The organism is Streptomyces sp. NPDC047525 (assembly GCF_040643025.1).
Classification (GTDB): Bacteria; Actinomycetota; Actinomycetes; order Streptomycetales; family Streptomycetaceae; genus Streptomyces; species Streptomyces durmitorensis.
Genome location: NZ_JBEYTL010000011.1, coordinates 74,427 through 98,925, shown reverse-complemented (window position 1 = coordinate 98,925; position 24,499 = coordinate 74,427). Strand labels below are relative to the sequence as shown.

Below are 24,499 nucleotides of genomic sequence, written 5' to 3'. Positions count from 1 at the left end.
GCAGGAGAAGTCCGCACGGCACGAACCGCTAGAGGCTCTTCCTGTAGTGGTAGCGGTCGTAAGGGCCTTCCACCCTGCGCTCCACCATCTCGTAGCCGTACCGCGGGTAGATCTTCTGGTTCTCCCACATCATCGCGTTCGTATAGAGCCTGATCTCCGGGAGACCGAGTTCCCGCGCCCGCTCGTCCACGAACGTGAGCAGGCGACGGCCCACCCCTTGGCCCGCGGCCTCGGGGTGGACCGCGATGCTGTCCAGGAACAGGTGGTCCTCGTGCGGGACCAGGACCAGGACACCCACCACCGGATTTCCGGTGACATACACCCGTCCGGCCGCCACCTCCGCCGCATGGTCCGCCTCCATGGGGACGGGCACGACACCGATGCGCTCGATGTAGGGGCGGTACGCGGCGTCCGTCACCGCCTTCACGGCGGGGACGTCGGCGGCGGTGGCGAGGCGGATGTCGGCTGTCATGCCTTTACGTCTACGTCAGTCCTCCTGCCCCGCACCAGCAGTTTCTTCAGGAGCGGCCAGAGCACGATCAGCGCGATGATCACGTACACCGTGATCGAGAAGGGCGTGTCGAACAGGCCGCTGACGCTGCCGTCGCTGATCTGCAGGGCGCGGCGCAGTTGCTGTTCCGCGTTCGGGCCGAGGATGACGCCGATGACGGCGGGCAGGACGGGCAGTCCGTAGCGTCGCATGCCGAAGCCGATCAGGCCGATGATCAGGAGGATCACCAGGTCCAGGGCCTCGCCGCCGACCGCGTAGGCGCCCACTGCCGCGAAGAAGAGGATTCCCGCGTAGAGGTAGGGCCTGGGGATGCGGAGCAGTTTCGCCCAGACCGGGGCCAGGGGGAGGTTCAGGGCCAGGAGCAGGACCATGCCCACGAAGAGGGAGGCGATCAGGCCCCAGACCAGGTCCGGTTCGCGCTCGAAGAGGAGCGGGCCCGGCTGGATCCCGTACTGCTGGAAGGCCGCGAGCATCACTGCCGCGACCGCCGTCGTGGGCAGGCCCAGTGTCAGCATGGAGACGAGCGTGCCCGCCGCCGATGCCGATGACGCCGACTCGGGGCCCGCCACTCCCTCGATCGCACCCTTGCCCCACTCGTCCTTGTGCTTGGACAGGCGCTTCTCGGTGACGTACGAGAGGAAGGTGGGGATCTCCGCGCCGCCGGCCGGGATCGCGCCGAACGGGAAGCCGATGAGCGGGCCGCGCAGCCAGGACTTCCAGGTGCGCTTGACGTCGGCCTTGCCGAGCCAGGGGCGGCCGACCGGGATCGCCTCGCCGCTGGTGCGCCGCAGGTGGGCCGCGACCCACAGGGCCTCGCCGATCGCGAAGAGGCCCACGGCGACGATCACCACGTCGATGCCGTCGGCGAGTTGGAGCGAGCCGAAGGTCAGGCGCTGCTGTCCGGTCATCTGGTCGAGGCCGACCAGGCCGAGGGTGAGGCCGATGAGGAGCGAGGCGAGTCCTCGTACGCGCGAGGAGCCGAGGACCGATGTCACGGCGATGAACGCGAGCACCATGATGGCGAAGTAGTCGGGCGCCCCGATGTCGACGGCGAGGTCGGCGACCGTCGGTGCGAGCGCCACCAGGAGGATCGTGCCGATGATGCCGCCCGCGAAGTGCCCGATGGCGGCGGCCGCGAGCGCCTGTGCGCCGCGGCCCGCCTTGGCCATCGGGTTGCCTTCCATGGCGGCCACCACCGCGGCGCTCTCACCTGGGGTGTTCAGGAGGATCGAGGTCGTCGAGCCGCCGAACATCGCCCCGTAGTAGATGCCCGCGAACATGATGAACGCGCCGGTCGGCTCCAGGCCGTAGGTCACGGGCAGCAGCAGGGCCACCGCCATCGCGGGGCCGATGCCGGGCAGGACGCCGATCGCGGTGCCCAGGAGCACGCCGACGGCGGCCCAGAGCAGGTTCATGGGGGTGAGGGCGGTGCCGAAGCCGTCCATCAGGGAGTTGAAGGCGTCCATGTCACAGCACTCCCATCAGTGGTCCGCCGGGGAGCGGCACCCCGAGCAGGTTGTTGAAGACGACGTACGTGATGAGGGAGATCCCTGCCGCGATGAGCGGGTCGCGGTCGAGGTGACGGCTGCCGAGGGCGTACGCGGCGCCCCAGAAGAGCAGGGCGCCCGCGATGGGGAAGCCGAGCGGTTCGATGAGGACGGCGGCGCCGAGGAAGACTCCGGCGAGGAGCAGGACGGTGCGCCAGTCGGCGGGTTCGGACAGGTCGATGTCCTCGCCGCCCTCGGCTTCGCCGCGGCCGCCCCGCAGGACGTCGATGGCGAGGATCACGGCGACGACGAGGAGTCCGATACCCACGGCGATCGGGACCGTCTTGGGTCCGATGGGGCCGCGCTGGGCGATCTCGACGTCCATGGTGAGCGCGTCGGTGAGGACGAGGGCGCCGAGGGCCAACAACATGACGCACACGCCGAGTTCGGAGTGCTCGCGCAGCCAGGCGCGGCGGCTGCTGCCGTTGCCGCTCTCCCCGGGCGGAGTTTCGGTGGTCGTCGTCGTCACAGTCCCAGCTCCTTCAGCACGGACACCACGCTCTTGTCCTGGGCGGCCAGGAAGTCGCCGAACTTGTCGCCGGTGAGGAAGGCGTCGTCCCAGCCGTTGGTCTTGAGGGACTTGCGCCACTGGGGGGAGTCGTGGAGCTTCCTGACCAGGCCGGTGAGCTTCTTGCGTTCCGCGTCGGAGAGGCCGGGCGGTGCGACGATGCCGCGCCAGTTGGTGAAGTCCACGTCGTAGCCGGACTCCTTGAGGGTCGGCCCGTCCAGGCCCTTGGCCCGCTTGGGCCCGGTGGTGGCGAGGAGCCGCAGCTCGCCCGACTTGATCTGGTCGAGGTACTCGCCGACGCCCGAGACGCCGAAGGCGACCTTCTTGCCGAGGATCGAGGCGAGGAGTTCGCCGCCGCCGTCGAAGGGGACGTAATTGACCTTCTTCGGGTCGATCCCGGCGGCGCGCGCCATCAGCATGGGGGCGAGGTGGTCGGGGCCGCCCGGGGATGAGCCGCCGCCGACGGGGAGCTTGCCGGGGTTCTTCTTCCAGGCGGTGACCAGCTGCTTGATGTCCTTGTACGGCGAGTCCTTGGCGACCACGACGACGTCCGGCTCTTCGGTGAGGCGGGCGATGGGGGTGGTGTCGGCGAGGGTCTTGGGCGAGTCGTTGGAGCGTGCGGCGCCCACGACGCCCAGGCCCATGGACATGGCGAGCTTGCCGTTGCCGTGCTCGCCGACGAGGCGGCTGAGGCCGACGGTGCCGCCGGCGCCGGGGAGGTTGAACACCTCGATGTTGTGGGTGAGTCCGGCGTCCTCGGCGTTCTTCGCCGCGGTGCGGGCGGTGATGTCGTAGCCGCCGCCCGGCGTGTTGGGGACCATGATGCGCAGGCCGGGGATCTGTGTGCCGGTCTCGGCGTCGCTGCCCGTGGAGAGCAGCGGCGGCCCTGCGAGCACGAGCAGCGCGGCCCCGAGCAGGGCAAGGGGTGTGCGCAGACGCACGTGTGCCACCACCTGTCGGTACGTAGTCATTGCTGGGGATACGTCGTCATTGCTGGGGAGTTGATGCGGCCGGGTTCCCCGTGGGGGCGGGAACCCGGCCGCCGTCCGCGGGGACGGGGATACCTGTGAGGTGGCCCACATGTTGCCTGCGCGTTAAGAAGCTGTCTCTCTTCCGGAATCAACGGACGTTGTGGTCGTTGTGGTCGCGCCCTTAGCCTGCGGCGATGACAAGGGTGCTGGTCGTGGACGACGACTTCATGGTCGCCAAACTGCACAGCCGTTATGTGTCCGCGGTGGACGGATTCTCGGTGGTGGGAGTGGCGCACAGCGGTACGGAGGCGCTGGCGGCGGTGGAGCGGCTGCGCCCCGATCTCGTACTTCTTGACGTCTATCTGCCCGATATGGACGGCATCGCGGTGCTGCGGGAGTTGCGTGCCGTGGAGGAGCGCGACCGGGACCGGCAGCCGCTGGACGCGCTGTTCATCACGGCGGCGCGGGACGCGGAGATCGTGCGGGCGGCGCTGCGGGCCGGTGCGCTGCATTACCTGATCAAGCCGTTCAACCAGGCGGCGCTGCGCGAGCAGTTGCTGCACGTGGCGGCGGTGCGGGCCCGCCTTGACGGCCTGGACGAGGCGCGCCAGGAGGACATCGACCAGATCTTCGGCCCCCGCCCGCCGGGCTCCCGGGAACTCCCGAAGGGCCTGGCGGCCCACACCGCCGACCTGGTCGAGCAGACACTGCGGCGACACCCGGGAGGCCTCTCCGCCTCGGAGTGCGCGCAGGAGGGCGCACTGTCACGGGTGAGCGCGCGCCGCTACCTGGAGTTCTTCGCGGACACGGGCCGGGTCGAGGTGACGCTCCGGTACGGGGGGACGGGGCGGCCGGAGCGGCGGTATCGGTGGGTGCGGTAGGGGGGCGGGCGGCGGGGCAACCACGGACGAAGTAGCACATCAACCCCCCGTCGTCACCCTCGGAGCACTGGGGTGTGCAGTGCCTGTGGCCAGGCCCTACCGTGCGACGGCGCGTTCAGCATCCAGCGCTCCAGCACGCAACCAAGGGGGAGAGCACCTTGAAGCTACGCACGCTACTGGCGAGCACAAGCGTCGCAGTCCTGAGCGGAACTCTGTTCATCGCGCCGTCCGCGTCAGCCGACTCCACCGTCCCGCGCTTCGGCACCGCCCAAGACCCCTGTCCACTGGGGCACGTCTGCTACTACTCCGGCTACAACCAGTCCGGTGACTGGTGTGGATCGTCCGGCGACCGACCGGACTCCATATGCGGACTTCGCTACTCCTACTTCAACAACGGGCGCCAGCAGACCGATTACGACCACGTGTACGTCTCCTTCAAGGAAGGAGGCAAGAAGTGCCTGCACTACGGACCGGACGAGGGCAAGGGAAACCTGAACGGCGGAAAGACGATCAAGTCCTACTACTGGGGCCCTGAGTGCCCCTGAGCACCGACCGAGTACCGCCACGCGCCGCGCTGCGTCCCGGACCCCCACGGACCGGCCCGTAGCTCACGTACTGGTCAAACCGGGTCGCGCACAGGCCCAGCCTCAGCCCCCGGTTAGCCCTCCCTTAACCGCACCATAAAGATCGCCATCACCCCCTCCCAGCAGGCGAATCCGGGGATTTCAGCGGCTAGCTTTCTCGTCGCCGGGCCGGTTACGAACCGTCGGCGCCGCACGCAATCGGGGGGCGGCACCGGCCGTTCGCAACCGTCTCGTGTCCCCCACCCCCCCCCAGAACCGCCGCTGAGGAGAACCACTCATGACCGCACGTCGCAAGGTCGCCGCGATCGCCGCCGTCGGGATCGCCCCGCTCGCCCTGACCGCCCTGTCGGCCGCCCCCGCCGCCGCGCACGGTTCGATGACGGACCCGGTGAGCCGTGTCTCCGCGTGCTTCCAGGAAGGCCCGGAGTCGCCGACGTCGGCTGCCTGCAAGGCTGCCGTGGCGGCCAGTGGCACGCAGGCCTTCTACGACTGGAACGGCGTGAACATCGCGAACGCCGCGGGCAAGTCGAAGGAGATCATCCCCGACGGCAAGCTGTGCAGCGCGGGCAACGACAAGTACAAGGGCCTCGACCTGCCGCGCGCCGACTGGCCGTCCAGCAAGATGTCCGGCGGCAACCACACCTTCCGCTACAAGGGCACCGCCCCGCACAAGGGCTCCTTCGAGCTGTACATCACGAAGGACTCGTACGACCCGAGCAAGCCCCTGAAGTGGTCGGACCTGGAGGAGAAGCCGTTCGTCGACGTCGCCGACCCGAAGATGGAGAACGGCGACTACGTCTTCGACGGCAAGGTCCCGGCCAAGTCGGGCCGCCACCTGATCTACTCGGTCTGGCAGCGCTCGGACTCCCCCGAGGCCTTCTACACCTGCTCCGACGTCGTCTTCGGCAAGGACAGCGGCGGCACCGAAGCCGCGGCTCCGGCCCCGACCGCCTCCGCGCCCTCCGAGAAGGACATCGCCGCGGGCGCCGAGAAGTCCACCGTCGAGCACCACGGCCACGGCGACAGCGACGCCAAGACGGGCGCCGAGGCCTCCGAGGCGGCCCCGGCCGCGGGTGACGACACCGCCGCCAACGAGCCCGAGGTGAACGGCGGCGCAGAGAAGCCCGTCGCCGCGGCCAACGAGAACCTCGCCGAGACCGGCGGCGACAGCAACACCCCGTACATCGCGATCGGCGGCGCCGCCGCCCTCGCCATCGGTGCCGCGGCCATGTTCGGCACGGCCCGCCGCCGGACGGCGCGCCACGGCCGCTGAACCGGCTGAGCATCGATGGGCCGCCGCCTTCCCGTGCGTCAAGGGAGGGCGGCGGCCCTCTGCCGTCAGGAGAAGCAGGTGCTCGGCGTCGCGTGCGCCGGGTCGAGCGCGTTCGCGACCTCGTGGTGCGCGACCCGGTCGAGGATCCCTATCGCCACGTGCTCCGACAGGTCGACGGGGCACAGGTCCTGGACGGTCACGTTGCGTACGCCGGGGCCGTTCAGGAATTGCGTGCGGTACGGGGTGACCACCTCGTCGTACTTGGTGGCGATGACGGTGTAGCGCACGCCGGGGACGGTGTCGCCGCCTTCGTTGAGCTTGGTCAGGAACGGTGATCCGGCCACCTGGTCGGCCAGGCTCGGGGTCTTGGTGGTGAGCAGGTCCTCGATGCCCGGGAAGTAGGGCAGCAGTCCGGTGAGGCCGAGCAGGGTCGTGCCGTGGTTGTCGGGCGCGAGTCCGACCAGGGCGTTCACCTTCTGCGCCCCGCCGAGGAACTTCAGGTAGTAGCGGGGCATCATGCCGCCCTGCGAGTGGCCGACGAGGTCGGCCTTCTCGGCGCCCGTCGAGGCGAGCACCTTGTCGACGAAGCCGTCGAGCTGCTCGGCCGACTTGTCGATCGGGCCGAGCCCGTTGAAGAACGGCACTCCGGGCAGCTGGCCGTAGTCGAGGGAGTAGACGCAGTAGCCGCGCCTGACCAAGTACGGCGCGAGGACGAGCCAGTTGTCGATGGAGTTGCCGAAGGTGCCATGGACCAGGACCACGGGGCGGGGGTGGGCGGCCGACGGCTTGCAGCCGTAGTCGTTCCAGCCGCTCGACGAGGCGGTGGCGGCGGCAGGTGCGGCGGACGCCGTGGCGGCGGGGGTGAGGGTGAGCGCGCCCGTCATGAGAAGGGCGGCGGCAAGCGCTCTGAGCGCTCGTCTCCAGGGCAGCATCGTGTGATCTCCTTGCGGCTCAAGGGAGTTGCGATGAATGAGCCCTGTGATCCGGATCACGAGGATGCCGTGCACACGCCAAATTAAGGGCCGGTCGTAGAAGTGTGAAGTTACGCGTCAGTAAAACTTCCAGCAATCACTGGCACAGTCCCCCCACAACCCCCTACCGAGGAGGCTCCACCAGCCCCAACTCATAGGCGATGATGACTAGTTGGACCCGGTCACGGGAGTCGAGCTTGGTGAAGAGCCGCGCCACGTGCGCCTTGACCGTGGCCACGGTGATGACGAGCTCGGCCGCGATCTCCGCGTTGGACAGGCCGCGGCCGACCAGCGTCAGCACCTCGCACTCGCGGTCGGTGATGCCGCCGGCCGTCCGCCGCACCGAAGGCGTGGGCTCGGGCCGCGCCGCGAACTCCTCGATCAGGCGCCGGGTGACGCTCGGCGCGATCAGGCCGTCCCCTGCGGCCACCACATGGATCGCCGCGAGGATGTCCTCCAGTGCCATGTCCTTGACGAGGAATCCGCTCGCGCCCGCGCGCAGCGCCCCGTACACGTAGTCGTCGTCATCGAAGGTGGTGAGGACGAGGACGCGCGTCGCCCCGCCGTCGGCCGTGATCAGACGGGTGGCCTCGATGCCGTCCATGCCGGGCATGCGGATGTCCATGACGACGACGTCGGGACGTACGTCCCGCGCCAGCCGGACCGCCTCGGTGCCCGTCCCCGCCTCCCCCACCACCTCGATGTCGGCGGTGTCGGCCATCAGGACGCGCAGGCCCGCGCGGACGAGGGGCTGGTCGTCGGCGAGGACGACTCTGACTGCGGGCTCGGTCATCGGATCTCCATCGGCGGCAGGGGCAGCAGGGCCGTCACCCGGAAGCCGCCCTCGGGGCGCGGTCCCGCGGTGAACCGGCCGTGCAGCAGGGCGACTCGCTCACGCATGCCGACGAGGCCGAACCCGGTGCCCGCGGGCAGACCGCCCCGGCCGTCGTCCTCTATCTCCAGGGACAGCTCGCCGTCCCGCCGCTCGACGGTCACCCGGCAGGTGTCCGTTCCCGCGTGCCGTACGACATTGGTGAGGGCCTCCTGAAGGATGCGGAACGCGGCCAGGTCGATGTCGGCGGGCAGCGGGCCGCTCTCCCCCCGCCTGCGGATCTCGGCGTGGACTCCGGCGTCCCGCGCCGAAGCCGCGAGGCGGTCGACGTCGGCGAGCCCGGGGGCGGGTTCGCGGGGCGGCGGCGCGGAGGTGTCGCGGGGTGGCGCGGAGGTGGCGCGGGCCGAGTCCGGCGTCCCGCCGGCGGCCCCCGGCTCCGACTCCGGCCTGCGCAGCGCGACCAGCGTCCTGCGCAGCCCCGCGAGGGTCTCCCTGCTGGTGGCCTCGATGGTGGCGAGCGCGTTGCGGGCCTCCGCGGGCTGGGTGTCGATGACCCGGCTGCCCACGCCCGCCTGGATGGCGATGACGCCGATGCTGTGCGCGATCATGTCGTGCAACTCCCTTGCGATGCGCAGCCGTTCGGCGGTGACGGCACGGGCCGTGGCCTGGGAGCGCAGGGCCTCGGCGTGCGTGCGGCGCTCCCGGGCCGAACTGCCCGCCATCCAGGCGGCGATGAGAAGGACGGCTACGAGCACGGCACTCTGGCCGCTGTCGTCGGCCCAGGCGGACGACGAGCAGTTGCGCATCCCGTACTCGCCGGGAAGGCACCCGGTGTCGGGCGGGAAGCCGAAGAGGGAGCCCATCTGTGCCGTGAACGCCAGGACGGCGGCGGTGACCGACGTGCGTCGCGGACGGGCGGCCGCGAGATAGCCGACGGCACAGACCCCGGCGAAGACCTGCAGATAGCTGACCTCCGACGTCCGCATCTCCATCGTGGCCGCGACCCCGCCCAGGAGCAGCGAGGCCAGGGCCGGCAGCGGACGGCGGCGCAGCAGCGAGGCGACCACGGCCGCGAGCACGAGCGACGCGAGGACCATCAGGAGGTCGAAGCCCTGCTGTCCGTCGGAGAACGTGACGTACGTGACGGCGGGGAAGAGAACGGCCCCGCTCCAGGCCAGACCCGTGCGTACGGCAGGCCACCGCCGCCCGGGGACGAGCGTGCGGCTGCCCTTGTTCCGGCCCTTCGCGGACAGCTCCTGACCTGGTGTGACGTCCATGCGCCGATCGTATGCGGCCGCCGCTCGCGGGGGTATTGGCCCGCGGTCGTACGCCCAGGGGCTACCGAGCCGCCGGCGGGTGTGGCCGATGGCCCGATGCCGGGCGGGCCCGGCCCGCGACACCGTGGTCCGCGTGATCGAAGTCAATGAGCTGACGAAGCGGTACGGCACCAAGAACGCCGTACACAACCTGAGTTTCACCGTGCGCCCGGGGCAGGTCACCGGGTTCCTCGGTCCGAACGGCGCGGGCAAGACCACGACCTTGCGGATGCTGCTCGGCCTGGTCGGACCCAGCGGCGGCAGCGCCACCATCGACGGCCGCGCCTTCGCCTCCCGGCCGCGCGGCCTGCGCCATGTCGGCGCGCTCCTCGACGCGGGCGATGTGCACGGCGGCCGCACGGCCCGCGCCCATCTGCGCGCGCTGGCCCGCTGCAACGACATCCCCCGGAGCCGGGTGACCGAGGTGCTGCACGAGGTCGGCCTCACCGAGGTGGCGGGGCGGCGCGTGGGCGGCTTCTCGCTCGGCATGCGGCAGCGCCTGGGGATCGCCACCGCGCTGCTCGGCGACCCGCCGGTGCTCCTCTTCGACGAACCCCTCAACGGCCTCGATCCGGAGGGGGTGTTGTGGGTGCGCGGGCTGTTCCGGCGCCTGGCCGCCGAGGGCCGCACCGTCTTCGTGTCCAGTCACCTCATGTCCGAGATGGAGAACACCGCCGACCAGCTCGTCGTCATCGGCCGCGGCGAACTCATCGCCGCCGAGAGCGTCACCGCCTTCGCCGCCCGCGGCACCCGTCTGAGCGTCACGGTCCGCACGCCCGACGCCCCCGCCCTGACGGAGCTCCTGACGGCCGAGGGCGCCTGTGTCCAGGCGGACGGCGAAGCCCTCACCGTCACCGGCCTGCCCGCCCCCCGGATCGGAGACCTCGCCTTCCGGCACGGGATGCGGCTCCACGAACTCGCCACCCGCTCCGCGTCCCTGGAAGAGGCGTTCATGGAACTCACCGCCGACAGCGTCGAATACCTCGCGGGAGACCCCCGATGACGACCGTCGCCCTCCCCTCCGTCACCGGGGCCGCCGAACCCCGGGCCCGCTTCCGCCACCTCGTCGCCGCCGAGTGGATCAAGCTGTGGTCGCTGCGCTCGACCTACTGGGTCCTCGCGGTGGGTGCGCTGGCCGTCACCGGGATCAACGTGAACTCCGCGCTGTCCAACCTCAGCTGGCTCTCGCGTCAGGATCCGGCCGTCCCGGCCGGGCAGGGACCGGAGTTCGACACCCTGTCGAGCGCGTTCGTCGACCCCGCCTGGCAGATCCTGATGGTCGTCGCGGGAAGCGTGGGCGCTCTCACGGTCTTCGGCGAGTACACCAGCGGCCTGATCCGGACGACGTTCACGGCCGTCCCCGACCGGCGTGCGGTGATGCTGGCCAAGGCGGTCGTCATGACGGTGGTGATGTCCGCGCTCGGCACGATCGTCTCCGTGGCCTCGTTCGGCGTGACGCAGGCGATCCTGCGCGAGCACGGGGGTCTGTCCATCGGCGATCCGGGCGCGCTGCGGGCCGTCGTGGCGTCCGCGCTGCTCGTTCCGTTGAGCGCGCTGGTGGGCATGGCCGTCGGTGCGCTCGTCCGGCACGCCACGGGCAGCATCGTCACGTCCCTCGTGACGCTGATCCTGGTCCCCGCCTTCCTCCAGGGCGACACGTACCGGTGGGTTAAGGAACTCGGCAACACGATGCCGGTCACGGCGTGGAACGCCCTCATCGAGAATCCCTCGATGGGCTTCCCGCAGGGCAGGTACCCGGCGTCGGTCACCGAGGCGTGGATCGTGTTCGCGGCGTGGCCGGTGGCCGCGGTGGCCGTCATGGTGGCGGCCGTGCACCGCAGGGATCTGTGACCCCGGAGCACGGTGCTACGCCGCCAGCGTCCCCGGCACGATCGCGCCGGGACCGAACTTCGCCCGCGCCCGGTCGGCCACCGCCTCGATTCTGCGGGCCCTGTCGTCCACCGGGTCGAACATCAGCTGGTGGGCGGCGTGTTCGGCGGGGCCGAGCCCTTCGGCGCGCAGCGAGATGCCGCGCACCCGGGCCCGCTGGAGGCCGAGCGCGTCGTACATGCGGTACGCGGATCCGGTCAGCGCGCCGGAGTGCGCGGTCGGCTCGGGCAGCGTACGGGTGCGTGTCGTGGTGGAGCGGTCGGCGTACCGCACGGTGAGGGTCAGGGAGCGGCACACCTGGTCCTCGTCGCGCATCCGCGCACCGAGTTCGTCGGTGAGCGAGAGCAGCGCCCTGCGGTGTCGCGCGGGGTCCAACTCGTCGCGGGCGAAGGGGCGTTCAGAGGCGAGAGAGCGGGCGGCGGCGTTCGGCACGACGCGTGCGCGGTCGATGCCGTGCGCCTTCTCGCGCAGCTCGCGGCCCGCGCGGGCGCCGACGAGGCGCTGCAGGGTGGACAGCGGCGCGGCGGCCACCTTGCCGACGGAGTCGAGGCCGTACGAGCAGAGGGTGCGGGCGGTGGCGCGGCCGACCCCCGGCAGTTCGGCGACCGGCTTCGGCCCGAGGAACTCCGCGACGGCGTCGGGCTCCGGGCCCACGGCCAGGGTCACCCCCGGTGCGGCTCCCCGCACGGCCATCCGCGCGAGCATCGGTCCAGGACCGGCGCCGATCACGCAGTCCACCCCGTACAGGGCGAGCGCCCGTACCCGTATCACCGAGGCGAGTTCGACGGCGTCGCGCCCGAAGTAGCGCATCGCTCCCCGTACGTCGACGAGCGCGGCGTCGGGCGGCAGGGCCTCGACGACAGGGCTGAACTCGCCGAGCAGCAGGAGCAGTCGGGGCAGGGCAGCCTCGTACATGGGCGGCAGGAGGAACCGTACGCACAGGGTGCTCATCCCGCGCTCCCCGGGCTCTGGTGCCACAACTTCCGCCCTGTGGCCGCCCGTTCGCCGGGCGGCTGGAGGTCGGCCCAGGGGTGCATCTCGTACCCCGTGGACATCCGGATGCGACGGCCGCCGTCCGCCGGAGTCGAGGAACCGCCGTCCGGATGCGGGGCGCCGCCGTCCGCCGGGGTCCCGCCGCTCTCGCTCTCCCCCTCGGGTCCCGGCTCGGCAAGGCGCGCGCCCACCGCGTCGAGTCCGCCCTCCTGGCGCAGCTCCACCAGTTCCGCCAGGTTCCATGCGGCGGCGCCGACCACGCTGAGGCTGCGCGGGCCGCGCCGCTGCACCACGCCCCGGACCAGGAGCAGCCAGGAGTGGAAGACGGTGTGCGCGCACCGTTCGTGGGCGTCGTCGAAGAAGGCCAGGTCGACCAGGCCGGTGCCGTCGTCCAGGGTGGTGAAGATGACCCGCTTCCCGGAGCGGATCGGCGGGGTCTGGGTGGCCGCCTTGGCGCCCGCGACCAGGACGGTCGCCCCGTGTTCGGCCTCCCGCAGGCGGCGGGCCGTCAGGACGCCGAGCTCGCGCAGGAACTCCGCATGGTCGCCCATGAGATGGCGCGAGGAGTCCATGCCCAGGACGCCGAGCTCGGCGCTGAGCCGTTCCGCGTCGTCCAGGTCGGGCAGCCCGGCGGGGGCCGTCTTCCGCCCGCCGGACAGCGGGAGTTGGGCCCCGGAGGAGCCCCGCGAGCCCCGCCGCAGCTCCGTCAGGTGCAGTTGCAGGTCACGGCGGTTGGCGCCGAACGCGTCGAGCGCGCCGACCTGCGCGAGCCGCTGCGCGACCGGTTTGCCCGGCCTTGCCCGCTCCCAGAAGTCCAGGAGCGAGGCGTAGGGCTGGGCGTCGGCGATCCGCGCCGCCTCGGCCTCGCTGATGCCGTGGACGTCACAGAGCGCGAGGCGCAGGCCCCACCGGTCCGGAGCGCCGGGAGAGCCCTCCGAACCCGCAGAACCGGACACCAGTTCGATACGGTGAGCGACCGCGGACCGGTTCACGTCCAGCGGAAGGATCGGCACCCCCCGCCGCCGCGCGTCCGCGAGCAGCAGCCGCTTCGGGTACATGCCGGGGTCGTGCGTGAGCAACCCGGCGTAGAACGCGGCCGGGTGATGGGCCTTCAGCCACGCCGACTGGTAGGTGGGCACGGCGAAGGCCACCGCGTGCGCCTTGCAGAAGCCGTACGAACCGAAGGCCTCGATGATCTCCCAGGTCCGCCCGATGGTCTCGGCGTCGTACCCCTTCGCCGCCGCCTGCTGCGCGAACCAGAACCGGATCCGCCCCTGCGATTCGGGGTCGGAGAGACCGCGCCGCACCCGGTCAGCCTCGCCGCGTCCGCAGCCGGTCATGATGTCCACGATCTCGATGATCTGCTCGTGGAAGACGACGACGCCGTACGTCTCCTTGAGCGGCCCCGCCAGGTCCGGGTGCGGATAGCGGATGGGCGCGCGGCCGTGCCGGGCCTCGATGAAGGGCCGCACCATGTCGGCGGCGACAGGACCAGGCCGGAAGAGCGAGATGTCCACGACCAGGTCGTGGAAGGTCGCGGGCTGAAGGCGCCCGACCAGGTCACGCTGGCCCGGCGACTCGATCTGGAAACAGCCCAACGTCTCTGCGGACCTGATGAGTTGATACGTCGCCGGATCCCCCGGCGGCACCGCGTCCACGTCCACCCGCGCGCCCGTGGCCCGCTCGACCTCCCCCACCGCGTGCGCCATCGCCGACTGCATCCGCACGCCGAGCACGTCGAGCTTGAGCAGCCCGAGGTCCTCCACGTCCTCCTTGTCGAACTGGGACATGGGGAAGCCCTCGCCGCTGGTGGGCACGACGGGCGTACGTTCGAGCAGCGAGGCATCGGAGAGCAGCACACCGCACGGGTGCATGGCGATCCCGCGCGGCAGCGCGTCCAGGGCCTCGACCAGCTCCCACAGGCGCCCGTGGCTCTCCGCCTCCCCCGCCACCTCGCGCAGTTCGGGCAGTTCCTCCATCGCCGAGCGTGCGTCCCGCGCGCGGATGTGCGGGAAGGCCTTGGCGATCCTGTCGATCTCGGCCGGGTCCATGGAGAGGGCGGCGCCCACGTCACGGATGGCGTGGCGGACGCGGTAGGTCTCGGGCATGGCGACGGTCGCGACCCGCTCGGTGCCGAAGCGGCCGATGATCGCGCGGTAGACCTCCAGGCGGCGGGCCGACTCCACGTCGATGTCGATGTCCGGCAGGACGGCACGCCGCGTGGACAGGAACCGCTCCATGAGCAGGCCGTGCTCGACGGGATCGGCGTGCGCGATGCCGATGAGGTGGTTGACCAGGGACCCCGCGCCGGAGCCGCGCGCCGCGACCCGGATCCCCAAGTCGCGTACGTCGTCGACCACTTGGGCCACGGTGAGGAAGTAGGAGGCGAAGCCGTGGTACGCGATGACGTCCAGCTCGTGGTGCATCCGCTCCCAGTAGCCGTGGGCGCCCGGGGAGCGGTCGTACCCCCGCAGCACCATCCCCGCCGCCGCCCGCGAGGCGAGCACGCGCTGCGCGGTGCGGCGCCCCGCGCCGACGAGGTGCGGCTCGGGGAAGCGCACGGAGCCGATGCCGATGTCGTCCTCGGGGTCGACGAGGCACTGGGCGGCTGCCGCCTGGGTCTGCTCGACCAGGCGGTGGGCGGTGTCGCGGCGGAAGCCTGCCGCCTCCACGATCCGCTCGGCGTTGCCCAGCATGGCGTCGGCGCCCTTCAACCACCGCTCCCCGCCGTCGAGTTCCTTGGTCGGGTCGACGGGGACGAGGCGGCGCGCGGCGTCGAGCACGTCGGCGACCGGGCCGAGCCCCGCGTCGGCGTAGCGGACGGCGTTGCTCAGGACGGGGCGCACCCCCTGCTCGGCGGCGAAGCCGACGGTGCGCGCGGCGAGGCGCAGCGAACCGGGTCCGGTGCCTTCGCGGCCGTGCCACACGGACTCCAGGCGCAGCGCGTCTCCGTAGCGCTCGCGCCAGGGGGCCAGGAGGCGGGCGGCCCGGTCCGGGCGTCCGGCGGCGAGCGCGCGCCCCACGTCGGAAGCGGGGCCGAGCAGCACGGTCATGCCGTCGCCGTGGTTCTCCTCCCACGGGAGCACGGGCTGCCCCTCGCCGCTCCGGTGCGCGGCGGTGATCAGGCGGCACAGCGCGGCCCAGCCGGTGGCGCCGTCGCGGGCGAGGAAGGTCACGCGCGGGGTCGACTCGTCGATGAAGGCACCTCCGCGCACCGGGGTCCGCCGCCGCGCACCGCTCGCGGGCGCCGGCTCCCCCACCGCGAGCTCGGTGCCGAACAGCGGCCGCACCCCCGCCTTCGCGCAGGCCTTGGCGAACCGGACGGTGCCCGCGAGGGTGTCCCGGTCGGTGAGCGCGAGGGCGTCCATGCCCCGCTCGGCGGCGCGCTCGGCGAGCCGCTCCGGGTGCGAGGCGCCGTAGCGCGGGGAGAACCCGGAGACGGTGTGCAGATGCGTGAACCCTGGCACACGCACCTCCTGAAACCCTGAACCGATCCGACCTCACATCCCCCGCCTCCACCATAGACCAAGTTTCGAACGTACGTACGACACTCGATCCGCACCCGATCCGGCATCCGGGTCGGCCCGCACCCCTCTTCGCCCATTCGGCCCCGCCCACCTGCGGGAACGACAGGGGCCACGGAGCGTGGGGGCATGAGTTTCACCGATGAGTTGAAGAGCGCCGTCACCCCGCGAGCAGCCCTGCTGGTCATCGGTGTACTGGCCCTGCAGCTGCTGTTCATCGCCTCCTACGTAGGGGCCCTGCACGACCCCAAGCCGAAAGACGTGCCCTTCGGAGTCGTCGCTCCGGGGCCCGCGGCCAAGGAGACCTCGGACAAGCTCGGGAAACTCCCCGGTGAACCGCTCGACCCGCGCGTGGTCGAGGACGAGGCCGAGGCCCGGCACCAGATCATGAACCGCGACATCGACGGCGCCCTGATCGTCGACCCCCGGGGCACCACCGACACCCTGCTGGTCGGCTCGGGCGGCGGCACCGTCCTCGCCACCGCCCTTGAGAAGATCGCCACCGAGGTCGGCATGGCCGAGAAGCGGGGGGTCAAGACCGTGGACGTGGCCCCGGCGTCCACCAAGGACTTCGACGGGCTCTCGTCCTTCTACCTGGTCGTCGGCTGGTGCGTCGGCGGCTATCTGTGCGCATCGATCCTGGCGATCAGCGCGGGCTCCCGGGCCGCCAACGGCCCGCGCGCACTGATCAGGACCGGCGTCATGGCGCTCTACTCGATCGCGGGCGGCCTCGGCGGCGCGCTCATCATCGGGCCGATCCTGGGCGCCCTGCCCGGCAGCATCATGGGCCTGTGGGGCCTCGGCTCGCTGGTCGTCTTCGGGGTCGGCATGATCACGCTCGCCCTGCAGTCACTCACCGGCATCGTGGGCATCGGCCTCGCCGTCCTGCTCGTCGTGATCGCGGGCAACCCGAGCGCGGGCGGCGCCTTCCCGCTGCCGATGCTGCCGCCGTTCTGGAAGGAGATCGGCCCCTGGCTGCCGCCGGGCGCGGGCACCTGGGTGGCGCGCTCGATCGCGTACTTCAAGGGCAACGCGATCACCGGACCGATGCTGGTGCTCGCCGCCTGGGCGGTCGTGGGCACCGCCGTCACCCTGGTCATGTCCGCGCTGCGCGGGGACCGCCAGCCGGGCCAGAAGCCCGCGATGCAGGACACGGAACCGGACGGCGGCGCCCACCGCGGGTGACGGCCCGCTCCCCCGGCCGTTGTCAGACCCGGGTGCGAGGCTTGAGCGATGATCACCACCCTGGCAGTCGAGAACTACCGCTCCCTGCGCAAACTGATCGTCCCCCTGGACCGCCTGAACGTAGTGACGGGCGCGAACGGCACCGGCAAGTCCAGCCTGTACCGCGCACTGCGGCTGCTCGCGGACTCCGCGGCCGGCGGCGCGGTCGCGGCCCTGGCCCGCGAGGGCGGCCTGCCCTCCGCGATGTGGGCGGGCGAGCGCAAGGCGGAGCCCGCCGCCCTGCGCCTGGGCTTCGCGGGCGACGAGTTCGGGTACGCGGTCGACTTCGGCGTCCCCCAGTCCAGCGGCGCGGGCCCCGGCGGCGCCCCCTCCATGTTCGGCCTCGACCCGGAGATCAAGCGCGAGTCCACCTGGGCCGGACCCGTGCTGCGGACCGCCGCGCTGCTCTGCGACCGCGCGGGGCCCGCCGTGCGCACCCGCACCGCCGACGGCGGCTGGCACCGCACCCAGGGCATCCGGCCCTACGACAGCATGCTCAGCGAGTTCGCCGACCCGCAGCTGGCCCCCGACCTGCTCAGGCTGCGCGAGCTGATCCGCTCCTGGCGGTTCTACGACCATGTGCGCACCGACGCCGACGCACCGGCCCGCGCCGCCCGCATCGGCACCCGCACCCCCGTCCTCGCCCACGACGGCGCGGACCTCGCGGCCGCCCTGCAGACCATCCGGGAGATCGGCGACGACCGTGCGCTCGACGAGGCGGTGGACGACGCCTTCCCGGGCAGCAGCGTGCGGATCGTCGACAACGGAGGGCGGTTCGAACTCCAGCTGCACCAGCGCGGGCTGCTGCGCCCGCTGGGCCCCGCCGAACTGTCCGACGGAACACTGCGCTACCTGCTGTGGACCGCGGCCCTGCTCACGCCCCGGCCGCCGTCCCTCCTCGTCCTGAACGAACCGGAGACGAGCCTGCACCCCGACCTCCTGCGCCCGCTCGCGGACCTGATCCTGACCGCGACGAAGGACACGCAGGTCGTCCTGGTGACCCACGCCCGCCCCCTCGCCGAAGCCGTGGCCAAGGGGGCGGTGCGCCACCGGATGGACGTCAACTCCATAGAGCTGGTGAAGGAGTCGGGCGAGACGACGGTGGCAGGCCGGGAGAGCCTCCTGGACGAGCCGCTGTGGTACTGGCCGAAGCGCTGAGCCGCGCCCCTTAAGGGGCGCGGGGCTGTGACATATGCGGCTCCGCCGCGTGGGCGCGACAAGCCACACACAACCCGCGGACGGCAAACCGGATCAAGCACCCGCCCCGTTGCCGTAGTACGCCTGCCGCATCAACCGCTCCATCTCATCGATCATCGGCATCCGCGGGTTGGCAGGCGCACACTGATCCGCGTACGCGTTCATCGCCTGCTCCGGCAGCGCCTCCAGGAAGGCGGCCTCGTCGACACCCTCCTCCTGGAAGGAAGCGGGGACACCGCACTTGGCGCGCAGTTCCTCGACGGCGGCGGCATAGGACTCCACCCCCTGCTCCGGGGAAGCCGCCGCCAGGCCCAGCATCCGGGCGATCTCCTGGAACCGCTCCGGCGCCCGGTAGACCTCAGCCTTCGGCCAAGGCGTCGCCTTGGCCGACACCGTGCCGTTGTGCCGGATGACGTGCGGCAGGAGCAGCGCGTTGGTGCGGCCGTGCGAGACGTGGAAGGTGTTGCCGAGGGTGTGCGCCATCGCGTGCACCAGGCCCAGGAAAGCGTTGGCGAAGGCCATGCCCGCCACGGTCGAGGCGTTGTGCATCTTCTCGCGCGCCTCGGGGTCCTTCGCCCCGTTCACGACACACCGCTCCAGGTTCTCGAAGATGAGCCTGATGGCCTGGAGGCAGAGCCCGTCGGTGTAGTCGTTCGCGTACACCGAGACGTACGCCTCGGTGGCGTGGGTCAGCGCGTCGAAGCCGGAGTCGGCGGTGACCGTCGCGGGGAGCCTCATCGGCAGGGTCGGGTCGACGATCGCGACGTTCGGGGTGAGGGCGTAGTCGGCGAGCGGGTACTTCTGCGCGGCCTTCGGGTCGGAGATGACCGCGAAGGGGGTGACCTCGCTGCCCGTGCCCGATGTGGTCGGGACGGCCACCATCTGCGCCTTCTCGCCCAGACCCGGGAACTTGAAGGCCCGCTTGCGGATGTCGAAGAACTTCTCCTTGGTGTCCGCGAACTCGATCTCGGGGTGCTCGTACATCAGCCACATGATCTTGGCGGCGTCCATCGGCGAGCCACCGCCGAGCCCGATGATCGTGTCCGGCTCGAAGTCCCGCATGCGTGCCGCCCCGGCCTGCACGGTCGCGAGCTCCGGGTTGGGCTCGACGTCGTCGATGACCTGGACGGTGACAGCTTCGGGGCGCGCCGCGAGGATGTCGGTCACCTTCTGGACGAAGCCGAGCGTCGACATCGTCTTGTCCGTCACGATCGAGACCCGCCGGATGCCGTCCATCTCGCCCAGGTAGCGCAGGGAGTTGCGCTCGAAGTAGATCTTCGGCGGGACCTTGAACCACTGCATGTTGGTGTTGCGCCGTCCGATCCGCTTGACGTTGATGAGGTTGACCGCGGAGACGTTGTTCGACACCGAGTTGTGCCCGTAGGAGCCGCAGCCGAGGGTGAGCGAGGGCAGGAACGCGTTGTAGACGTCGCCGATGCCGCCGAAGGTCGAGGGCGCGTTGACGATGACGCGCACCGCCTTGACGCGCCTGCCGAACTCCTCGGCGAGCTCCTCGTCCTCGGTGTGGATGGCGGCGCTGTGGCCAAGACCGTTGAACTCGACCATCCGGGCCGCCAGTTCGAGGCCCCGCTCGGTGGACTCGGCCTTCAGCGCGGCCAGGACCGGGGAGAGCTTCTCGCGGGTCAGCGGCTCACCCTCGCCGACCTCCGCGCACTCGGCGACGATGACCGACGTGCCCTCGGGGACCTCGAACCCGGCCTGCTCGGCGATCCACCGCGGGGACCTGCCGACGACGGCCGCGTTGAGCTTCGCGCCCGAGCAGTCGGCGCCGAAGGCCGTCGTCCCGAAGACGAACTCCTCCAGCTTGGTCTTCTCGGCCGCCGTGACGACGTACGCACCGAGCCGCTCGAACTCCGCGATCCCCTCGTCGTAGATCTCCTTGTCGAGGATCACGGCCTGCTCGGAGGCGCAGATCATGCCGTGGTCGAAGGCCTTGGAGAGCACGATGTCGTGCACCGCGCGCCGCAGCTTGCCGCTGCGCGTGACGTACGCGGGTACGTTGCCCGCGCCGACGCCGAGCGCGGGCTTGCCGCAGGAGTAGGCGGACTTGACCATGGCGTTGCCGCCGGTGGCGAGGATGGTGGAGACGCCCTCGTGGTTCATCAGGAGGCCCGTCGCCTCCATCGAGGGCTCCTCGATCCACTGCACGCAGTCCGCGGGGGCGCCGGCCTCGATCGCGGCGTCGCGCACGATGCGGGCGGCCTCGGCGGAGCAGCGCTGGGCGCTGGGGTGGAAGGCGAAGACGATCGGGTTGCGGGTCTTCAGGGCGATGAGGGCCTTGAAGAGGGTCGTCGACGTCGGGTTGGTCACCGGGGTCATGGCGCAGACGACGCCGACCGGTTCGGCGATCTCGGTGATGCCGTTCAGCTCGTCGCGGGAGATGACGCCCGCGGTCTTCAGGCCGCGCATCGAGTTGACGACATGCTCGCAGGCGAAGAGGTTCTTGACGGCCTTGTCCTCGAAGAGCCCGCGGCCGGTCTCCTCCACGGCCAGCTTCGCAAGGTCCCCGTGCCGGCCCAGTGCGGCGAGTGAGGCCTTCTTGACGATGTGGTCGACCTGCTCCTGGTCGTACGACGCGAACCGGCCGAGCGCGGTCAGCGCCCTCTCGACCAGTCCGTCCACCATCTCGCTGGCCTCCATGGCGGGGCTCCTTCACTGAGACGTTTTCGCTTATGCCTCAATTGCACACCCGCACATCCCGCCCCAGGCGCCGAAAAGGGCCTCTGGGGGCAGGCCGAAGGTCCTTTTGTGAAAACTTTCACAAGGCTCGCGGAAAGGGGCCGGTCCGCCCGTCGGCGGACCGGCCCCAAGTCCCGCTGCCCCCTGCCGGGGGCCTGTCGTCAGCCGATTTCCGCACCGAACGCGGAGAGCGCCTCGGGAACCGGCTGGAAGAACGTCTCCCCGCCGGCGGAGCAGTCACCGCTGCCGCCCGAGGTCAGGCCAAGGGCGGTGTCGCCCGCGAAGAGCGCGCCGCCGCTGTCGCCGGGCTCGGCGCAGACGTCGGTCTGGATGAGCCCGTTGACGATGTCGCCGTTGCCGTAGTTCACGGTGGCGTCCAGGCCGGTGACCGAGCCGTCGTGCAGCTTCGTGGTCGAGCCGCTGCGCTGCACCTTCTGGCCCACGGTCGCGTCGCCGGCCTTGGTGATGGCCTGCGTCGAGCCGTTGTAGAGGTTCACCTCGCTCGGGTGCGCGGTGTCGCCGCTGTACTTGACGATGCCGTAGTCGTTGTCGGGGAAGCTGGAGCCCGCGTTCTCACCGATGACCGGCCCGCCCTGCTCCTCGGACCAGCTGGTGATCGACTCGGTGCAGTGGCCCGCGGTCAGGAAGTGCGGCGCACCGTCCTTGACCACGTTGAAGCCGAGCGAGCAGCGGCCGCCGCCACCCCAGATGGCGTCGCCACCTGCGATGAAGGGCTTGAACTCCCCCTTGCTGTGCTGGAGTTCGGCCTTGGAGCCGAGCCCCTTCACGACCGCGCCGAGCTTGTCGAGCTGAGCGCCCTTGACCGTGCGGTCCGCCGTGACGACGACCTTGTTGGTGGCCGGGTCGACCGCCCACGAGGTGCCGGGGATGGACGCCTTGTCGCTGAGCGTGGAGCGCGCGCTCTTCAGCTCGGCGAGGGAGTTCTCGACGATTCTCGCCTTGGCGCCCGCCGACTCGACGGCGTCGGCCGCACTCTGGTCGAGGACGTTCACGACGAGGTTCTTGGCCTTGGCGTCGTAGTACGTACCGGCCGCGTCCAGACCGAGGTCCTTGCCGAGGGACGAGGCGAGCTTTCCGGCCTTCGCGACCGAGAGGGTGTCCGGCGTGGGGGTCGGGGCACTCTCACTCGCGTTCGCAGTCTGGAAGGTGATTCCGGCGGCGATCAGTGCGGTGATGCCCGCACCTGCCACGGCTGCACGTCGCTTGGATATGCGTCGGTGCTTCAAGTCACGTCCTCCTGTGGGGGGTCGGCCCGTTCGGTGTGGGGACCTGGGGACCGGAAGGCGTACCGGCACGGAGTCGCACACGCTGCGATAGCCGCGTCCATGCCAAATGGTGCGGCCCACTATCCCGATACCGCCTGGTAGCACACAAGGTCTACTTCAGGACGCGCACGCGACGGTCACCGCGCACCCCCCGCGTCTTCACCGGCGCCGGTCTCACCACGTCGGTTCCCGCTGCAAACACCGCGTGCGAGCGGGTGATCGGCAGCGGGTAAGGACTAGTCCTGTCCGGTTTTCGACGCTCCTGGCGCGTCCGGCTCTCCGGCTTCCGAATCCGCCGTACCGAATTCCGGGAGTGCGACAGCGGGAGAACCGGACACGGCGGCCGGTGGTGTCATTGACTCGGACACGGCGGCGGGCGGCTGCGGCTGCGGCTGCGCCGGTGGCTGCGCCTGCGTGGCCCGCTCCAGGAAGCGCAACAGCTCCACGGGGAAGGGCAGTACGAGCGTCGAGTTCTTCTCGGCGGCGACCGCCACCACCGTCTGCAGGAGCCGCAGCTGGAGGGCGGCGGGCTCCTCCGCCATCTCGTGCGCCGCCTCGGCCAGCTTCTTGGAGGCCTGCAGCTCGGCGTCCGCGTTGATCACGCGGGCCCGCCGCTCACGGTCCGCCTCGGCCTGCCGGGCCATGGAGCGCTTCATCGTCTCCGGGAGCGACACGTCCTTGATCTCGACCCGGTCGATCTGCACGCCCCACCCGACGGCGGGCGAGTCGATCATCAACTCCAGGCCCTGGTTGAGCTTTTCCCTGTTGGAGAGCAGATCGTCGAGATCGCTCTTGCCGATGATCGAGCGCAACGACGTCTGCGCCATCTGCGAGACCGCGAAGCGGTAGTCCTCCACCTGGATGACGGCGTCGGTGGCGTCGATCACCTTGAAGTAGATGACCGCGTCCACGCGCACCGTGACGTTGTCCCGGGTGATGCCGTCCTGCGCCGGGACCGGCATCGTCACGATCTGCATGTTCACCTTACGGAGCCGGTCCACGAACGGCACGATCATCGTGAACCCGGGCCCGCGCACCGAACGCTGCAGCCGTCCGAGCCGCAGCACGACACCCCGTTCGTACTGTTTGACCACACGCGCCGCGGCCATCACATAGACCGCTCCGGCACATCCGACGGCCACTCCCGTCGCCACCAGCTCCTCGACCATGCCGGCCCCCCAGGGTCCGAATTGGGCGTGTTGGGCGTGCACTTCGAAGGTAGCGCCGCACGGCGCACAAAGGGAGACGGGAGACAGGAGAGAGCCCCCGCCCGGAACTCCGGGCGGGGGCTCTCCTGCTGCTGGCTGCAGGTCGGCCGTACGTCGGTCAGTAGACGCTCACGCCGTACGCGCTCAGCGCTTCGGTGACCGGCTGGAAGAAGGTCGTGCCACCCGATGAGCAGTTGCCGCTGCCGCCCGAGGTGAGGCCAAGTGCCTTGGTCCCCGCGTAGAGCGGGCCGCCGCTGTCGCCGGGTTCGGCGCAGACCGTCGTCTTGATCATGCCGTAGACGATGTCGCCGCCGCCGTAGTTCACGGTCGCGTTCAGGCCGGTGACCCTGCCGCTGTGGGTACCGGTGGTCGAGCCGCGCCGGGTGACGTTCTGACCCACGGTGGCGTTGCCCGCGCTGGTGATGTCCTGGCTGCCGACCGTGCCCGACTTGGTGATCGACGTGTTCGAGTACTTGACGATGCCGTAGTCGTTGGTCGGGAAGCTGGATCCCGTCGTGGAGCCGAGGACCGTGGTCTTCGCCGAGTTGGCCCACCAGGTGCCCGCACCGTCGGTGCAGTGACCGGCAGTGAGGAAGTAGTAGGTGCTGCCGCTGCGGACGTTGAAGCCGAGCGAGCAGCGCCAGCTGGACGCGTAGATGGCGTCGCCGCCGGAGATCAGCTTGCTGAACTTGCCGGGAGTGCGCTCGACCTTGAGGGCGCCGGCGGTGCTGCCCGCCGCCTCCTTGATCTTGGCGATCTCGGCCTGGGAGACGGTGCTGTCGGCGGTGACGACCAGACGGTTCGTCGCCTTGTCGACACTCCATGCGGTGCCTGCGACATCCGCGTCGAGCACCGCGCCACTCGCCTTGGTGAGCTGCGCCGAGCTGAAGGTGGTGACGTCATTGGCGTTCGCAGCGGGGACGGCGAGCGCGCCGACGGCCACAAGTCCGGTGGCCACGGCGAGCAGACGAGTACGTCTCGCTATGCCGCTGCGGGGGGTGGTGCGCTTGTTCCTCACTTGTTGTTCCTCCCGGGGGGAAGTCAGTGGGCCCGTGTGGGTTGGGGCCCGTGAGGCGCAGCCAA

The 24,499-nt window shown here is 70.9% G+C and carries 20 protein-coding genes; 7 read left to right on the top strand and 13 right to left on the bottom strand.

Annotation, left to right across the window (positions count from 1 at the left end; genetic code table 11):
* Positions 1 to 28 precede the first annotated feature (28 nt).
* Genes ABZ833_RS29665 through ABZ833_RS29650 form a run of 4 tightly spaced genes read right to left on the bottom strand, consistent with a single transcriptional unit; the run spans position 29 to position 3,507 of the window.
* The gene (locus ABZ833_RS29665) at positions 29 to 472 is read right to left on the bottom strand and encodes a GNAT family N-acetyltransferase (protein WP_361052629.1); all 444 of its coding nucleotides are present in this window, start codon (positions 470 to 472) and stop codon (positions 29 to 31) included.
* Positions 469 to 1,977 carry a tripartite tricarboxylate transporter permease gene (locus tag ABZ833_RS29660; protein ID WP_249590847.1) on the bottom strand — a complete coding sequence of 503 codons (1,509 nt, stop codon included), beginning with the start codon at positions 1,975 to 1,977 and terminating at the stop codon, positions 469 to 471. Before ABZ833_RS29660 ends, ABZ833_RS29665 begins: the two co-directional genes overlap by 4 nt.
* Before the next feature lies 1 nt (position 1,978).
* Complete coding sequence (locus ABZ833_RS29655) at positions 1,979 to 2,527, bottom strand: tripartite tricarboxylate transporter TctB family protein (RefSeq protein ID WP_361052626.1); 549 nt, start codon at positions 2,525 to 2,527, stop codon at positions 1,979 to 1,981.
* Positions 2,524 to 3,507 carry a tripartite tricarboxylate transporter substrate binding protein gene (locus ABZ833_RS29650; protein WP_361053008.1) on the bottom strand — a complete coding sequence of 328 codons (984 nt, stop codon included), beginning with the start codon at positions 3,505 to 3,507 and terminating at the stop codon, positions 2,524 to 2,526. The genes ABZ833_RS29655 and ABZ833_RS29650 overlap by 4 nt, the downstream gene beginning before the upstream one ends.
* Before the next feature lie 224 nt (positions 3,508 to 3,731).
* Between ABZ833_RS29650 and ABZ833_RS29645 the strand changes: the two genes are divergently transcribed.
* From ABZ833_RS29645 to ABZ833_RS29635, 3 genes are all read left to right on the top strand, one after another.
* Positions 3,732 to 4,418 carry a response regulator gene (locus tag ABZ833_RS29645; protein ID WP_361052623.1) on the top strand — a complete coding sequence of 229 codons (687 nt, stop codon included), beginning with the start codon at positions 3,732 to 3,734 and terminating at the stop codon, positions 4,416 to 4,418.
* A 158-nt stretch (positions 4,419 to 4,576) separates the two neighbouring features.
* Positions 4,577 to 4,963 (top strand): peptidase inhibitor family I36 protein, encoded by a 387-nt coding sequence (locus tag ABZ833_RS29640; RefSeq protein WP_361052620.1) that lies wholly within the window; start codon positions 4,577 to 4,579, stop codon positions 4,961 to 4,963.
* A 316-nt stretch (positions 4,964 to 5,279) separates the two neighbouring features.
* Entirely contained in the window at positions 5,280 to 6,275 is a 996-nt protein-coding gene (locus ABZ833_RS29635) for a lytic polysaccharide monooxygenase (RefSeq protein WP_361052617.1), read from the top strand.
* Positions 6,276 to 6,340: 65 nt separating this feature from the next.
* Here ABZ833_RS29635 and ABZ833_RS29630 read toward each other — a convergent pair whose 3' ends face one another.
* From ABZ833_RS29630 to ABZ833_RS29620, 3 genes are all read right to left on the bottom strand, one after another.
* On the bottom strand, positions 6,341 to 7,207 hold the full coding sequence (locus ABZ833_RS29630; protein WP_361052615.1) for an alpha/beta fold hydrolase: 867 nt from the start codon (positions 7,205 to 7,207) through the stop codon (positions 6,341 to 6,343).
* A 163-nt stretch (positions 7,208 to 7,370) separates the two neighbouring features.
* Positions 7,371 to 8,039, bottom strand: a complete 669-nt coding sequence (locus ABZ833_RS29625; protein ID WP_361052612.1) for a response regulator transcription factor — start codon at positions 8,037 to 8,039, stop codon at positions 7,371 to 7,373.
* The gene (locus ABZ833_RS29620) at positions 8,036 to 9,355 is read right to left on the bottom strand and encodes a sensor histidine kinase (protein ID WP_361052609.1); all 1,320 of its coding nucleotides are present in this window, start codon (positions 9,353 to 9,355) and stop codon (positions 8,036 to 8,038) included. Before ABZ833_RS29620 ends, ABZ833_RS29625 begins: the two co-directional genes overlap by 4 nt.
* 133 nt (positions 9,356 to 9,488) lie before the next feature.
* Between ABZ833_RS29620 and ABZ833_RS29615 the strand changes: the two genes are divergently transcribed.
* Positions 9,489 to 10,397 carry an ABC transporter ATP-binding protein gene (locus ABZ833_RS29615; RefSeq protein WP_361052606.1) on the top strand — a complete coding sequence of 303 codons (909 nt, stop codon included), beginning with the start codon at positions 9,489 to 9,491 and terminating at the stop codon, positions 10,395 to 10,397.
* Positions 10,394 to 11,245: an ABC transporter permease gene (locus ABZ833_RS29610; RefSeq protein ID WP_361052603.1), complete on the top strand. Its 852-nt coding sequence runs from the start codon at positions 10,394 to 10,396 to the stop codon at positions 11,243 to 11,245. The genes ABZ833_RS29615 and ABZ833_RS29610 overlap by 4 nt, the downstream gene beginning before the upstream one ends.
* A 15-nt stretch (positions 11,246 to 11,260) precedes the next feature.
* Here ABZ833_RS29610 and ABZ833_RS29605 read toward each other — a convergent pair whose 3' ends face one another.
* Together ABZ833_RS29605 and ABZ833_RS29600 are read right to left on the bottom strand one after the other, a co-directional pair.
* Positions 11,261 to 12,235, bottom strand: a complete 975-nt coding sequence (locus ABZ833_RS29605; RefSeq protein WP_361052600.1) for a hypothetical protein — start codon at positions 12,233 to 12,235, stop codon at positions 11,261 to 11,263.
* The gene (locus ABZ833_RS29600) at positions 12,232 to 15,744 is read right to left on the bottom strand and encodes a DNA polymerase III subunit alpha (protein ID WP_361052597.1); all 3,513 of its coding nucleotides are present in this window, start codon (positions 15,742 to 15,744) and stop codon (positions 12,232 to 12,234) included. The genes ABZ833_RS29605 and ABZ833_RS29600 overlap by 4 nt, the downstream gene beginning before the upstream one ends.
* Before the next feature lie 186 nt (positions 15,745 to 15,930).
* On the opposite strand from ABZ833_RS29600, the gene ABZ833_RS29595 reads away from it, so the two are divergent.
* Both ABZ833_RS29595 and ABZ833_RS29590 read left to right on the top strand, forming a co-directional pair.
* Positions 15,931 to 16,986, top strand: coding sequence for an ABC transporter permease (locus ABZ833_RS29595; protein WP_361052594.1), 1,056 nt, complete (start codon positions 15,931 to 15,933; stop codon positions 16,984 to 16,986).
* A gap of 48 nt (positions 16,987 to 17,034) precedes the next feature.
* The gene (locus ABZ833_RS29590; RefSeq protein WP_361052591.1) at positions 17,035 to 18,183 is read left to right on the top strand and encodes an AAA family ATPase; all 1,149 of its coding nucleotides are present in this window, start codon (positions 17,035 to 17,037) and stop codon (positions 18,181 to 18,183) included.
* Positions 18,184 to 18,276: 93 nt separating this feature from the next.
* Here the strand turns inward: ABZ833_RS29590 and adhE are convergent, their stop codons facing one another.
* From adhE to ABZ833_RS29570, 4 genes are all read right to left on the bottom strand, one after another.
* Positions 18,277 to 20,883, bottom strand: coding sequence for a bifunctional acetaldehyde-CoA/alcohol dehydrogenase (gene adhE, locus ABZ833_RS29585; protein WP_361052588.1), 2,607 nt, complete (start codon positions 20,881 to 20,883; stop codon positions 18,277 to 18,279).
* Positions 20,884 to 21,083: 200 nt separating this feature from the next.
* Entirely contained in the window at positions 21,084 to 22,169 is a 1,086-nt protein-coding gene (locus ABZ833_RS29580) for a S1 family peptidase (protein WP_361052585.1), read from the bottom strand.
* A gap of 275 nt (positions 22,170 to 22,444) precedes the next feature.
* The gene (locus tag ABZ833_RS29575; RefSeq protein ID WP_361052583.1) at positions 22,445 to 23,377 is read right to left on the bottom strand and encodes a slipin family protein; all 933 of its coding nucleotides are present in this window, start codon (positions 23,375 to 23,377) and stop codon (positions 22,445 to 22,447) included.
* A gap of 157 nt (positions 23,378 to 23,534) precedes the next feature.
* A complete protein-coding gene (locus ABZ833_RS29570) occupies positions 23,535 to 24,434 on the bottom strand; it encodes a S1 family peptidase (RefSeq protein WP_361052580.1) in 900 nt (299 codons plus the stop codon).
* Between the last annotated feature and the right edge of the window lie 65 nt (positions 24,435 to 24,499).